Consider the following 13,753-nt stretch of genomic DNA (forward strand, 5'->3'; position numbering starts at 1 on the left):
AAATACGGGGGAGGAAATGCAAAATGAAAGTACGTATGTATAATGTAGGCTGCGGCGACTGCTTCTGTCTGCGGGACCGCAAGGGAAGTCTTCTGGTAGATTTCGGAACCAGCAATAACCGGATTGACGGACACCCAAGAAGTGATATCTTTGATGTGATCATCTCAGATTTTACCACCATTTCCCACAAAAGCCTTCTACTGACCAATTTTCAGCTGGACCATATATCCGGCCTTCTTTACATGCTGAAAAAGTACAGGGGAAGCAATGACTTTAACAAAATTTACCTTCCAGACATATTTTCTGCTTCCTCCATGAGCCGAACCCTCACCCTTCTTCTGCTTTCCGATCTTATGAAAAATACGTATCTCCCCAGCAAACAGATCAGCCTTTATGCCTTCGTGGAAGCCCTGGTGAAACAGCCCCAGAATATTGAATTTCTGAAAAGAGGAGATATCTTCGAGAGCAAATACCAGGTTCTCTGGCCAGACTGCAGCGTGATTGAGAAGGAAACCGCCGAGAATTATGCCTACATTCAGTCTTTAGAGAAAAGAGAGAACGCTGTATCAAACAGAGAAAACGAGTTTACAGAAGCCTTGCTTCGCCTTGAAACTTTCGCGGACAAACTGCGCCAGATTATCTGCGGAACCCTCAAAACCAACGCTTACGCTCTGGAATGCGAGTTCCGTGACTTAAGAGAAGACCCGTCAGTCATCCAGATGCTCCAGACCTTTGAAGCTGCAAAACTCAACCTCCGCCAGTTCAAAAACAAGATCAGTCTGGTCTTTCACAGCACCACAGACGGAGAAATGAACGTTCTTTTCACCGGAGACATTCCAGGGAAATACATGGAAATGATCGCCGCCAACTATGATGACGCCCTGCCCCTCCACGAACACTACTGGTGCGTCAAAGTCCCCAACCACGGCATCCAGGCGGACTACTTCGACTTTACCGACTATACCCCGGAGAACATGCTCATCTCCAACGGCATCTACTACGCCGACAACAAGAAACAAACCAAAGCCTACCGCACCTCCGCCCAGTACGCCGGCCTTTTCTACATCAACGACACCCACATGTACTGCTCCAGCTCCGCCTGCTGCGACGGCTACCGCAACGGCTGCACCTGCAAAGAATGCGATGTAATTTCCCCGCAGTATTATAAAGACATTTAACCCTCTACACTCCATTTTCCTACAAGTGAAAATCAAGAATAGAAAGAAGCGTCAAGATTGTACAAAATATAACAATCCTGCCGCTTCTGGATGTCGTCCGCCTTGAATACTTTATTTAGTTCAAATGCCAAATATCTTTATTATACTGCTCAATCGTTCTATCAGAAGAGAAGAATCCAGCCTCCCCAATATTCACAAGCATCTTCTTCGCCCACGCATTACGATCCTCATAATCCGCAAACACCTGATCCTTAACCTTAATATAATCCTTCAGATCCAGTAAAGTCATAAACCAGTCCTTATTCAGAAGCTCGTTGTAGAAGTTTCTCAAATGCTCCTCTTTACCAATCTTCAGCATCGGCTCGCTGACAATGAAATCCACATACTTCTTAATATCAGCATCCCCCTCATAAATCGCACGGGAATTATAATCGGCCTTCTCATAATGCTTAATAATCTCATCACTGGACTCACCAAAGATATAAATATTATCCTCGCCAACCAGCTCACTGATCTCCACATTTGCACCATCCATGGTACCAAGAGTAACCGCACCATTCAGCATAAACTTCATGTTTCCGGTACCGCTGGCTTCCTTAGAAGCAAGAGAAATCTGCTCAGAAATATCACAAGCCGGAATCAGCTTCTCAGCTGCGCTCACATTGTAGTTCTCAACCATAACAAGCTTCATATAAGGAGCCACATCCGGGTCATTCTGGATCAAAGTCTCCAGAGTCAGAAGCAGATGAATGATATCCTTAGCGATATAATAAGCAGGAGCAGCCTTTGCACCAAAAATGAAAGTAATCGGTCTCTCCGGCTTCTTGCCGCCCTTGATCTCCAGATATTTATAGATAATATACAGCGCATTCAGCTGCTGACGCTTGTACTCATGAAGTCTTTTGATCTGGATATCAAAAACACTGTTCTCATCAATCTCGACACCAGTATTTTCCAGAACAAAATCCTTGCAGATTTTCTTCGCATCCGCCTTAATTGCAAGCAGCTGATCCAGAACCTTCTGGTCATCCTTGAAAGCAAGCAGCTTTTTCAGCTCATCTGCATTTTTCTTGTATCCATCTCCGATCAGAGAAGAGATATATTTTGCAAGAGGCTGGTTGCAGTACATCAGCCATCTGCGGAATGTAATGCCATTGGTCTTATTATTGAATTTTTCCGGATAAATCTCATAGAACTGATGCAGCTCAGAGTTCTTCAGAATTTCGGTATGAAGAGCAGCAACACCGTTGATAGAGAATCCGTAATGAATATCCATATGAGCCATGTGAACCAGATTATTGCTGTCAATAATAGCAAGATTCTCAGCCAGATATTTTGCTTTAACCTTCTCATCTAACTTGCGGATGATCGGAACAAGCTGCGGAACAATATCCTCCAGATAGTGGATCGGCCATTTCTCAAGAGCCTCAGCCAGGATAGTATGGTTGGTATATGCGCATACATGGGAAACGATATCAGCAGCCTCATCAAAGCCGATTCCCTTCTCTCCAAGGAGACGGATAAACTCCGGAATGATCATGCTCGGGTGAGTATCGTTGATCTGAACAACTGCATAATCAGCAAGGTCGTGAAGATTGCTTCCCTTGGAAACTGCCTCATCCAGAATCAGCTGTGCAGCGTTGCTTACCATGAAATACTGCTGGTAAACACGAAGCTTGCGTCCGTCCTCATCGCTGTCATCCGGGTACAGGAACAGTGTCAGGTTGTGCAGAATGTCTTTCTTGTTGAAAGCAATTCCGTCATGAACCATGGACTCATCTGCCAGGTCAATATCGAAAAGACGAAGATGGATTGCTTTGTTTTCATAGCCTGCAACATCAATATTATACATAGTAGATTTCAGGGAAAAGCCTCTGAACGGAACCATGTAAGTCACATCTGTAGCAGTCAGCCAGGACTCAGGAGTGATCCATGGGTTCGGAACCTCATGCTGAAGGTTGTTCTCAAAAACCTGTTTGAAAAGTCCCAGATGATAGTTCAGTCCGATACCTTCTCCAGGAAGTCCAAGTGTTGCGATAGAATCCAAAAAGCAGGCAGCCAGACGTCCAAGTCCGCCGTTTCCAAGAGATGGTTCCGGCTCAACGGACTCAATCTCAGCAAGGGATTTGCCGCTCTCTTTTAAGAATTCTGCAACCTCATCATAGATGCCAAGGTTGATCAGATTGTTGGAAAGAAGCTTTCCAATAAGGAACTCTGCAGAGATATAATAGATTTTTTTCTTTCCCTCATGATAGCCCTTTGCAGCAAGCTGTTTTTTGGTGTATGTGAGAAGGGCTTCGTATACTTCCTGGTTGGTACATGCGCTGCAGTCTTTGCCAAACATGTCCTGAATCATAGTTTTTAAAGCTTCCATAATTTTCTCCTTTCAAGAGCGATTACCTGTGTTTGATGGTGTTATATTAGCATATGCAGATGAAAGAAAAATACAACAAAACTGTTCTGTTATGACATTTTTTTGCGAAATTTGTGAGGGGAAAGCTGGTTGGCCTCCTGAAATTTTTTTATAAAATAGCTGGTATTGTTAAAGCCCACGTCAAGAGCAATGTCCGTGACCGAAGCATCTGTATGCAGAAGAAGGGATTTTGCCTTCTCAAGCCTGTAATCATTCAGATAAGCGGCTACCGTTTTTCCAGTATACTGCTTAAAAAGCTTCATAAAATAAAATTCACTGTAATTGGAAAGCCCTGATAATTCTTTAACAGACAAAGGCTCCCGGTAGTGGGCACTGATGTAGTCCAACACCTTTTTTATGGATAAAAGATTTCTGTTCTGCTCTGCATCCGTGGTAATAATATAATTTCCTGCAAGCATTTCATAAAAAAGTCCGTAAAAAAGCCCCTTTAATTTCATATAATAGAAAGGCGGCTTGTCCTTATGGCACTGATGGATTTCACAGAAGAGATGGAAAATGTTGCCGTAGTTTTCATGGGAACGGGTGATCAGGTGAGTGAATTCCGCCCGGTTTTCCATAAGAAGGGAAATCACCTTTTCCTGGCAGAGATCTCCTGCAGGTCCGGCCAGAAAACTAAGGTCAAACACAACGCTTCTGTAATATAAAATATGCCGGGAATCGGATTTAATTCCATGAAGAACCCCGCTGTTTACAATAAGAAGATCTCCCTCCTTCAGGCGCAGGGTCTCCCGGTTCAGCCTTGCAAGGCCGCTTCCCTGGTCGATGCAGATGATCTCCATTTCCTTATGCCAGTGGTTGTAAAGGGAGCGGAAAATCACGCAGTTATCTGTATAGGTTTCCACAGGCAGCTCAAAAGAACCATGAGTCTCCAGTTCCTTCATGGTCTCGTCAACATTTGGGGAGATTTCTGTTTTCTTCTCTGCCATCATGACCTCCTTATAGTATGTGCCGTTGCTCCCATTATACGTTACAGGTGAAGAAGGTGCAAGCCTGATACACCCTGTAAAGTGTCCGGGAAAATAATTTTGAAAAACTGCGGATAGTATTGGAAAAGCAACTGTGGTAGTTTATAATGACACTGTAATAAGCCTAAAAGATAGAGAGGAACATGACCGTGAAACTGGATTTTAAACAGGCAAGAGACGCATTTGAAGCGTATTTAGATGAGTATGACAGAGAAGATGAGAAAATAAAATTAAAGATTGTTCACACTTATGGCGTGGTAAAAAGTGCCCGTGAAATTGGCAAAAGAATGCATTTAAATGAAGAAGACCAGCAGCTGGCAGAGCTGATCGCGCTGCTTCATGACATTGGAAGATTCGAGCAGCTGCGCCTGTATAACAGCTTTTCCCCGGACACGATGGATCATGCAGCGTTTGGCGCACAGCTTCTTTTTGAAGGGGAAAACCCTATGATCCGCAGATTCCTTCCAGACCCGGAATTCGATGAGATTATCCATACAGCAATCGCCAGACACAGCGATTTTAAGTTGGAAGGAATTACAGATGAAAGAATCCTTTTCCATGCAAAAATGATCCGCGATGCAGATAAGCTGGACAACTGCCGGGTTAAGCTGCAGGAGTCCGTTGAGGCAATGATCGGGGTTCCCCAGGAGAAAGCCAGAGAGGGGCTGATCTCTCCAAAGGTATGGGAATCCTGTCTGAAAAAAGAAGCTGTTTTGTCTCCGGACCGTGTGACATCTGTGGACTACTGGGTGTCCTATGTGGCGCAGTATTATGACCTGAATTTCAAAGAAACCTGGCAGATCATGAAGGAAGAGGATTACATTTCCAGGATCATATGGCGGCTGGATTATAAAGAAAAAGATACTCTGGAAAAGATGAAAATCCTGGATCAGCAGATGAATGATTATATGGAGAATATCTTATGCTAAATGAGAAGATTTCCTATCAGATCATCCGAAGCCAGCGAAAAACCATGAGTCTGGAAATCAAATCGGATGGTCAGATCATCGTCCGTGCACCTCTTCGATTATCCCAGGTGAGAATCCGCAGATTTGTTGAGCAGAAGCAGGAATGGATTTTGAAAAATCTGGAGAAAATCCAGAAAAGGGAAGTGCAAAGAGAAACAGTTCCGGGACTTTCAAAGGAAGAACGAACCCGTCTGCAGCAGGAAGCCTGCCGGAAAATTCCAGAGCGCACAGCCTATTTTGCAGGAAAAATAGGGGTAAGCTACGGAAGAATTACCCTGCGCCAGCAGAAAACAAGATGGGGCAGCTGCAGTGCAAATGGAAATCTGAACTTTAACTGGCTGCTGATTCTGGCACCGCCAGAGGTGCTCGATTATGTGGTTGTCCATGAGCTCTGCCACCGCAGACAGATGAACCATTCCCAGGCATTCTGGAACGAAGTCAGCGCAGTTTTGCCCGGTTATAAGGAGCAGAAAAAATGGCTGAAGGACAACGGCTGGAAGCTGATGGAGCTTGGCATGCAGGAGTCTAAGTAACCAATTTTAGATAAGAAATGGAGCAAAATACAGTGAAAGTAATTGCAGATCTTCACATTCATTCCAGATATTCCATGGCTACCAGCAAGCTTGGAACCCCGGAATATCTGGATCTTTGGGCAAGGAAAAAGGGGATTACCCTTATTGGAACAGGGGATTTTACCCACCCTGCATGGAGGGAAGAACTAAAAGAAAAACTGATCCCTGCAGAGGAAGGCTTATATCGCCTGAAGGACGAATATGTGCTGGAAGAGGCACGAAACCTTCCCGGACAGGCACCCCGCTTTGTAGTAACAGGTGAGATCAGTTCTATTTATAAAAAGAATGGAAAGTGCCGGAAGGTTCACAATGTACTGCTTTTGCCAGGCCTTGAAGCGGCAGATCAAATGGCAGAAAGCCTGGAAAAAATCGGAAATATCCATTCAGACGGCAGGCCCATTCTCGGCCTGGACTGCCATGATCTTCTTGAGATGCTTCTGGAAAACTGTCCCCGGGGAATGCTGGTTCCGGCTCATATCTGGACTCCGCATTTCGCATTATTCGGAGCTTTTTCCGGCTTTGATACCATGGAAGAGTGCTTTGAGGATCTGACTCCTTATGTGCATGCTGTGGAAACCGGACTGTCTTCCGACCCGCTGATGAACTGGCGCTTATCTGCTCTTGACGGACTTCAGCTTATCTCAAATTCAGATGCCCACTCCCCTTCCAAGCTGGGAAGAGAGGCCAATCTTTTGGACATTGATCTTTCCTATGAGGGGCTTCACGGTGCCATTCAGTATGGAAAAGGCCTGGAAGGAACCCTGGAATTTTTCCCGGAAGAGGGGAAATATCATTACGACGGACATCGGAAATGCCACATCTGTTTAAGTCCCGAGGAGGCAGAAAAATACCACGGAAAATGTCCGGTATGCGGGAAGAAACTAACCATAGGGGTAGACCATAGAATCATGGAACTGGCAGACCGGGATGCCGGATTTGTGAAAGAAAATGCCAGACCTTTTGAGAGTATTGTACCCCTTCCGGAGGTGATTTCCGCCTGTGTGGGAAAGTCTCCTGCAACCAAAACCGTAACCGGAGAATACGAGAAAATGCTTCAGAAATTTGGTCCGGAATTTGCAATTTTGCGAAAAGTTCCTATAGCAGATATAGAGCGGGAAAACGGCACCAGAATCGCGTCCGGAATTCAAAGATTAAGAGATGGAAAGGTAATCTGCACACCTGGATTTGACGGAGAATATGGAAAAATCCGTCTGTTCGAGGAATGATAATAAACCATAACGGGAGGAACCGGATATGTCAGAAAAAATAAAAATGGGGATTATTTCAGATACCCATGGGCTTCTTCGGGAAGAAGTGAAAGAGCGATTGAAGGACTGCACTTATATTTTCCATGCAGGAGATGTGGACAGGCCGGAAATACTGGATGAGCTGCGTACTATGGGATTCTTGTATGTGGTGCGCGGCAACAATGACGGATACTGGGCGCAGAATTTAAGGAGAAGCCTGAACTTTTCCGTTGGAAATGTAAAGTTTTTCATGGTCCATGACAGAAAGGATGCGGCATGGGAGCTTGGGGATACTCAGGTGGTAATTTTTGGGCACAGCCATAAATATTTCTGTCAGGAAATTGACGGACGGCTTTGGCTGAATCCGGGAAGCTGCGGGAGAAACCGATTTGGCGGCGAGGTGACAATGGCAGTGATGACTGTGGAAAATGGTTCCTGGGAAGTAGAAAAAATCGTGCTTCAAAAGGAACGGCTGTAGAAAAAAAGCCCAAAAGCAGCCTGATAATTGTCGAAAGATGACATTGAAATTTTAACTGTAGAAAAGGTATAATGGGGCAGACAAAAAAATGCCATGAAAGAAATGAGGATTTGCAGTGGAGAAAAAAGAAAACGATGTGAAATTCATTGTGGGAATAATCATTCTTCTGGTAATCTTTGGCGTAGTAGGAGGATCCTTCTGGAATCTTGTTGCGAAGCAGGCTGAGAAGGATAAGCAGGAGGAAGCCCGCCTTGAGCAGGAAGCCATCCGCGCGATCTACGTAGAAGCCGGAGATGTACTGAAAGAAATGGTATTCGTGGATATGGACAAAAAGACGGTTTTCAAGGCAGATATTCCCAAGGAAGGAATTTATAACAGAAATGACAAGCTGATTGCCGGAGACACTCTGGAAAACGGAGATATGGTTAAGGTCTACGGCGATGGGAATATGACCAAATCCATACCGGCAAGCTACCCGGGCGTGACGAAGATGAAGCGGAATGGACGGGCTACACTGGAGGAACTGCAGCCGTATCTGGAAATTGCAAATGGACTTCTTTGTGGAGACAGCGAGGAGGAAGACAAAAAGTGAAATATCTCAGGCAATTTTGTATTATTCTGCTGATTTCAGCGTTAGGGGAGGGATTACATATCCTTCTGCCCCTTCCGGTACCAGCCAGCGTTTATGGGCTTGTACTGATGCTGGGTGCACTGACAAGCGGAATTTTGAAGCTGGAACAGGTGGAAGACGCAGCAGATTTTCTGGTTGAAATTATGCCGGTTATGTTTGTACCGGCAGGGGTAGGCCTTCTGGAAGCATGGGGAGACCTGCAGCCCATCTGGCTTCCTGTTGTGATCATTACAATTCTGACAACTGTGATCGTAATGGTAGTTACGGGACGCAGTACCCAGTTTGTAATCAAAAAAGACAGGAGGAAAGAGAAGAAATGATATCTTTTATTGAGAATTCCCTGTTTTTCGGGGCAGCAGTAAGTCTGGTAGGATATGAGATTGGACTTTTGCTGAAGAAAAAGTTCAAGATGGCATTGTTTAATCCTCTTCTGATTGCGATTTTGTGCGTTATGGGCGTGCTGCAGCTGATGCAGGTGGACTATAAGACCTACAATGCAGGCGGGCAGTATATCAGTTATCTGCTCACTCCTGCTACTGTGTGCCTTGCAGTGCCCCTGTACAGACAGCTTACTCTTCTTCGCAAGAATCTGAAGGCGGTTATTATCGGGATCGTTTCCGGTGTGCTGGCAAGCATGGTAAGCGTTCTGGTTTTTGCAAAGCTGTTCGGACTTTCCCATTCACAGTATGTAACTTTGCTTCCCAAGTCCATTACAACAGCCATTGGAATGGGCGTATCTGAGGAACTGGGCGGTCTTGTGACCATTACCGTTGCAGTTATTATTATCACCGGAGTACTTGGAAATGTGATCGCAGAGGCAGTCTGCAAGATCGCAAAAATCGAGGAGCCTATCGCGAAAGGGCTTGCGCTTGGTACATCCGCTCACGCTATCGGTACTGCCAAGGCTATGGAAATGGGACCGGTAGAAGGTGCCATGAGCAGCCTTGCAATTGCGGTTGCCGGTCTTCTGACGGTTATCACAGCGTCTGTTTTTGCCGGATTTATGTAAAAACAGGATTCTAACATTTAGGATTCGGATATTTTAATATGCGGGATATCACCGTTTGCTGTTTTAAGGTATAGAGCAGTATGCGGTGATATTTTTTTGCAGAATTTCCTCCATGTTTACAAAAAAACGAACAGATATTCGAATAAAATGATTTCGTGCCGTTTTATAGGACTAATATTGTGGTAGACTAAGTACATAAAAGAAAACATGTTCGGAAAATATGTTCGATACATGTTGCTTGCGGACAGACACTGCATGAATCAGAGGAGGAAGAGATTATGTGGAATTTAGGGAGAAGAACCAGTCACAGGAAGGCGGCACTTGCAGAAGGCTATATGGATGTTGTGCAGGAGAAGGACAGTACGAAGAAGTTCTCAGGAAGCACAGCGATGGTGCTCGGCATCTTTATTACTCTGGAGATCATGATAGGAGGTGCCATGATATTTAATTATGATTTTCATGGGGCAGATATTATTGCTCTGCTCTTTGCTTTTATGGTATTATATTCTGGAGTCGTAGCAGTATTGACGGATAAATAGGAGTAAGGATCATGCCGAAATCTTTCCAGCAGAAAATGAAAATTTTATATCTCATGCGGGTGTTTGCGGAGAAGACAGACGAAGCCCATCCCATGAGTGTGAAGGACCTGATTGCTTATCTGGAGAATTTCGGAATTCATGCAGAACGCAAGACCATATACGATGATATTGAGACTCTGCGCGTGTTCGGTATGGATATTATGAATCGCAGGGAAAGACCGTCGGGGTTTTATCTTGCCAGCCGTGAGTTTGAGGTTGCAGAGCTGAAACTGCTTGTTGATGCAGTCCAGTCCTCCAGATTTCTTACCACAGGCAAATCCCGTCAGCTTATCCAGAAGCTTGAGAGTCTTACCAGTATTTACCAGGCCAAGGATCTGCAGCGGCAGGTGATCGTACAGAACCGTGTGAAGAATACAAATGAGAATATCTACTACAACATAGATGAGATCCACAGAGCCATCTCTCAGAACAGGCAGATCAGCTTCCAGTATACAGAATGGACCGTATCCAAGGAGCGTCAGCTGAAGAAGGGCGGAGCGCGCTATCAAATCAGTCCGTGGCAGATGATCTGGCAGGACGAGAATTACTACCTCATTGGAATTGATGAGAAGAGCGGAATCGTCAAGCATTATCGTGTTGACAAAATGCTGAAGATCGTCATGGAGAAGGACAGCAGGAATGGGGAGGAGCTTTTCGAGAGGTTTGACAGCGCCAGATTTGCTGCCGGTACTTTCGGGATGTTTGGCGGCCGGGAAGAGAATATCAGCCTGGAATTTGAGAATCATCTTGTTGGAGTCATGATCGACAGATTTGGCCAGGACATTATGGTTATGGCCAAGGACAACGAGTACTCCGTTACCAGAGTGCAGGTAAATGTGAGCACCCAGTTTTATGGATGGCTTGCAGCACTTGGCAGCAGCGTCAGATTACTTTCACCGGAGAATGTGCGTAAAGAATACCGGGACTTTCTGAAGAAAGCCCTGGAGAATTATGAAGGATAAAAGCATGACGGTGAAATCCAGACTTTTGGAATTATTAGAGCAGCACAAAGGTGAGACATTGTCCGGAGAGGATATTGGACGAGAGCTTTCCTGTACGAGAGCAGCTGTGTGGAAGGCTGTGAAGAGCCTGCGTCAGGAGGGATACCCCATAGAGGCAGGACCGAATAAAGGCTATGTTCTTGCCAAGGAGAGCAATCTGATCTCAGCGGAGGGTATTCGTCTTTTTCTTGATCAGCCTAAGGTAGAGATTAAAATATTTGATGAGATCAGTTCTACGAATCTGGAAGCCAGACAGGCTGCAGTAAGCGGATTGGCAGGACATGGTTCCTTTGTGGTAGCTATGGAGCAGACAGCTGGAAGAGGACGCAGAGGCAGAGGTTTTTACTCACCGAAGGGAAGCGGGATTTATCTCAGTGTGATTCTGGAACCAGATGAGACCCTGGAGGGAAGCCTTCTGATCACCACTGCGGCAGCGACAGCCGTATACAAGGCTGTGAAGGAAGTGTGCGGCATTGAACTTGGAATTAAGTGGGTGAATGACCTTTATAAGGATGATCGCAAGGTTTGCGGAATCCTCACAGAGGCCGTGACAGATTTTGAGAGCGGCAGCATTGAGTTTGCTATTGTGGGAATTGGACTGAATCTTTATGTAAACCAGGAAACCCTTTCCGAAGAGCTCCGGGGAGTGGCAGGAGGTATTTATCCGGATCAGCAGGCCGCCCGAAGTGCAGACCGCAACCGCCTGGTGGCGCAGATTGTGAACCACCTTCTCAGTGAAACTAAGGATCTGAAGCTGTCTCAGGAATACGCAGCACATAATATTGTTCCGGGACACGATATTACAATTATAGATAACAAGAACAGGAGAAGTGCCAGAGCGCTGTCTATCTGTGAGGATGGCAGGCTTCTTGTAGAAGAAGCAGACGGCACCAGAAATAAGCTTTCTTTTGGAGAAATTTCCATAAAATTACCGCCGATGAACTAGAAATCATCGGCGGTAAACTTTACTCTTTGTCTGCATCTTCTGTATTTTCTATATGTGGAAGAACTGGCTTTTCGGAAATATTCTCAGTAGGGACATTGGCGGTATCCTCTGGCTGCTTCTGGAAAGATCTTACTTTTCCGGTAAGAATCTGATAGCCGGCGAGTATGATCAGAAGTCCGATGACAATAGATGGAATCTGATACATAATACTTTGTACAAGGCCTCCAAGGAAGTCTGGAAGAATCCAGTAAAGCAGATCGCTGACACCGTTCCAGACGATCGCGGCTCCGAAGACAATCAGAAGAACAGAGGCTGCTTTCAGCTGTCTTGAAGAAGTATTATGGAAGCCGGAGAAGATCTGATCCAGATGGAAGATATAGCTGTCTTCGATGGCGTAGAATTCTTCTTCCGGAAGTTCTTTCAGATTATGTACATGGAAGTAGCTGTAAAACCAGATTACAGGAAGAAAGATAACCAGAAATTCTGCACTGAATCCTCCTGCAATTGCAACGATTGCCCAGAAAAGCGTCATAATGCTGATTCCCTGTTTGAAGAAGCCCAGGTACATTTCTCCGGCACCTGGAATCAGGGAGCAGATAAAAAGTAAGAATCCGCGTTTTTGTTTTGGCATGTTAGTTACCTCCGTTTGTGATTGTATTAGAAAGATTATTAATATACTCAGCAAGCTTTTGCGAACCGCTGCATAGTCCGTCTGTGAGACTGTTGGAGAAGCTGCGCAGAGAACTTCGGGCTTCCTGTCTGGCGGCAGTGGCTTCGGTTGCCGATTTGGGTACCTGGGGCGTGAAGAAATTTGCCTGTCCCAGGCTAAGAAGCATAACCAGTGCCAGTGCTACCCCTACTACAGTTCGAAGTCCTTCATAGAAAATCCGCATTTTATGGGTGGTGTCTACAGCGGCCTTCCTGGCACGGGTATCAGGGGCTGTGGCACGTTTCATGATCGTTTCTTTCATATAAGCGGGAGCGACTGTCTGAGTGTCCTGTTCAGAATGTTCGATCAACTGCTCAAGGCAGTAATCGCATTGATCCAGATGCTCCAGAAATGAGATCATTTCGTCTGTATTCATAACATCGTTTTGAAATTTTTCAAGGTCATTATTATTGATATGCATCTAATCGCTCCTTTCTGCTAACAATTTTTTTAACATACTTTTGGCACGGTAAAGCTGTGTCTGAACTGTCTTCGGATTCTTTCCTTCCTTTTGCGAAATTTCTGCTACGGACATTTGTTTGCAGAAATGCGAGATCGCAATTTCACGGTAAGGGCTTTTCAGACTATCACACATTCTGAATACCTGTTGTTCCGAATCAGACAGCAGACATTCTTCTTCCGGTGATGCCTGGGGTGCTGAATCCGGAAGCTGTGAGAAGTAAATGTCTTCCGTTGGAACCTGCCGCCGTCCGGCAGCTTTCAGGAAATCCAGACATTTATGTACTGCAATTTTGCTGAGCCATGCTTTTTCATACTGACCATCGAAATGAATCAGATTTTTGTAGGCGGACAGGAATACCTCCTGACTGAGGTCTTCTGCATCAAAGGGGTTGCCTACTGATTTCAGACAAATGGAATAAATTAAATTCTGATATTGCTCAATCAGATATTCCAGATATTGTTCCTGTAAAATGCTATCAGCCCCCTTCCTGTCCGTTCTCTTATTATAACGCGCCAGAAAAGAAAAGTACTTCAGCTTTTCAGAAAAAATTTATAAAAATTTCAGAATTGCGAGG

Annotated in this window: 15 protein-coding genes and 1 pseudogene; 11 read left to right on the forward strand and 5 right to left on the reverse strand. The window is 45.1% G+C overall.

Annotated features, from left to right (window positions below; all coding sequences use genetic code 11):
• Window positions 1–23: 23 nt before the first annotated feature.
• Window positions 24–1,178, forward strand: a complete 1,155-nt coding sequence (locus OCV70_RS08490; protein WP_021925924.1) for a ComEC/Rec2 family competence protein — start codon at window positions 24–26, stop codon at window positions 1,176–1,178.
• 115 nt (window positions 1,179–1,293) lie between these two features.
• On the opposite strand, the gene OCV70_RS08495 is transcribed toward OCV70_RS08490, so the two are convergent.
• Both OCV70_RS08495 and OCV70_RS08500 read right to left on the reverse strand, forming a co-directional pair.
• On the reverse strand, window positions 1,294–3,552 hold the full coding sequence (locus OCV70_RS08495) for a glycogen/starch/alpha-glucan phosphorylase (RefSeq protein WP_117854597.1): 2,259 nt from the start codon (window positions 3,550–3,552) through the stop codon (window positions 1,294–1,296).
• Between the two features lie 89 nt (window positions 3,553–3,641).
• On the reverse strand, window positions 3,642–4,538 hold the full coding sequence (locus tag OCV70_RS08500) for an AraC family transcriptional regulator (RefSeq protein ID WP_262579620.1): 897 nt from the start codon (window positions 4,536–4,538) through the stop codon (window positions 3,642–3,644).
• Between the two features lie 194 nt (window positions 4,539–4,732).
• On the opposite strand from OCV70_RS08500, the gene OCV70_RS08505 reads away from it, so the two are divergent.
• From OCV70_RS08505 to OCV70_RS08550, 10 genes and pseudogenes are all read left to right on the forward strand, one after another.
• The gene (locus OCV70_RS08505) at window positions 4,733–5,506 is read left to right on the forward strand and encodes an HD domain-containing protein (protein ID WP_416795307.1); all 774 of its coding nucleotides are present in this window, start codon (window positions 4,733–4,735) and stop codon (window positions 5,504–5,506) included.
• Entirely contained in the window at window positions 5,500–6,078 is a 579-nt protein-coding gene (locus OCV70_RS08510) for a M48 family metallopeptidase (protein ID WP_195587791.1), read from the forward strand. Before OCV70_RS08505 ends, OCV70_RS08510 begins: the two co-directional genes overlap by 7 nt.
• Window positions 6,079–6,095: 17 nt before the next feature.
• Window positions 6,096–7,340: pseudogene (locus OCV70_RS08515) on the forward strand (endonuclease Q family protein); the annotation flags it as partial.
• A gap of 31 nt (window positions 7,341–7,371) precedes the next feature.
• Window positions 7,372–7,842, forward strand: coding sequence for a metallophosphoesterase family protein (locus OCV70_RS08520; RefSeq protein WP_021925930.1), 471 nt, complete (start codon window positions 7,372–7,374; stop codon window positions 7,840–7,842).
• A 115-nt stretch (window positions 7,843–7,957) separates the two neighbouring features.
• On the forward strand, window positions 7,958–8,434 hold the full coding sequence (locus tag OCV70_RS08525; RefSeq protein WP_021925931.1) for a hypothetical protein: 477 nt from the start codon (window positions 7,958–7,960) through the stop codon (window positions 8,432–8,434).
• On the forward strand, window positions 8,431–8,793 hold the full coding sequence (locus OCV70_RS08530) for a CidA/LrgA family protein (protein ID WP_021925932.1): 363 nt from the start codon (window positions 8,431–8,433) through the stop codon (window positions 8,791–8,793). The genes OCV70_RS08525 and OCV70_RS08530 overlap by 4 nt, the downstream gene beginning before the upstream one ends.
• Window positions 8,790–9,482, forward strand: coding sequence for an LrgB family protein (locus OCV70_RS08535; protein WP_021925933.1), 693 nt, complete (start codon window positions 8,790–8,792; stop codon window positions 9,480–9,482). Before OCV70_RS08530 ends, OCV70_RS08535 begins: the two co-directional genes overlap by 4 nt.
• 278 nt (window positions 9,483–9,760) lie before the next feature.
• Entirely contained in the window at window positions 9,761–10,021 is a 261-nt protein-coding gene (locus OCV70_RS08540) for a hypothetical protein (protein ID WP_021925934.1), read from the forward strand.
• A gap of 11 nt (window positions 10,022–10,032) precedes the next feature.
• Window positions 10,033–11,022, forward strand: a complete 990-nt coding sequence (locus OCV70_RS08545; RefSeq protein ID WP_262579622.1) for a helix-turn-helix transcriptional regulator — start codon at window positions 10,033–10,035, stop codon at window positions 11,020–11,022.
• Window positions 11,012–12,007 (forward strand): biotin--[acetyl-CoA-carboxylase] ligase, encoded by a 996-nt coding sequence (locus OCV70_RS08550; RefSeq protein WP_243000382.1) that lies wholly within the window; start codon window positions 11,012–11,014, stop codon window positions 12,005–12,007. The genes OCV70_RS08545 and OCV70_RS08550 overlap by 11 nt, the downstream gene beginning before the upstream one ends.
• A 19-nt stretch (window positions 12,008–12,026) precedes the next feature.
• Here the strand turns inward: OCV70_RS08550 and OCV70_RS08555 are convergent, their stop codons facing one another.
• Genes OCV70_RS08555 through OCV70_RS19700 form a run of 3 tightly spaced genes read right to left on the reverse strand, consistent with a single transcriptional unit; the run spans window position 12,027 to window position 13,728 of the window.
• Window positions 12,027–12,638 carry a hypothetical protein gene (locus tag OCV70_RS08555; protein WP_021925938.1) on the reverse strand — a complete coding sequence of 204 codons (612 nt, stop codon included), beginning with the start codon at window positions 12,636–12,638 and terminating at the stop codon, window positions 12,027–12,029.
• Between the two features lies 1 nt (window position 12,639).
• Window positions 12,640–13,137 carry an anti-sigma factor gene (locus tag OCV70_RS08560; protein ID WP_021925939.1) on the reverse strand — a complete coding sequence of 166 codons (498 nt, stop codon included), beginning with the start codon at window positions 13,135–13,137 and terminating at the stop codon, window positions 12,640–12,642.
• Window positions 13,138–13,728, reverse strand: coding sequence for an RNA polymerase sigma factor (locus OCV70_RS19700; RefSeq protein ID WP_317259459.1), 591 nt, complete (start codon window positions 13,726–13,728; stop codon window positions 13,138–13,140).
• Window positions 13,729–13,753: the final 25 nt, after the last annotated feature.

The sequence above is a fragment of the Blautia acetigignens genome (genome assembly GCF_025566865.1).
GTDB lineage: Bacteria > Bacillota > Clostridia > Lachnospirales > Lachnospiraceae > Blautia_A > Blautia_A acetigignens.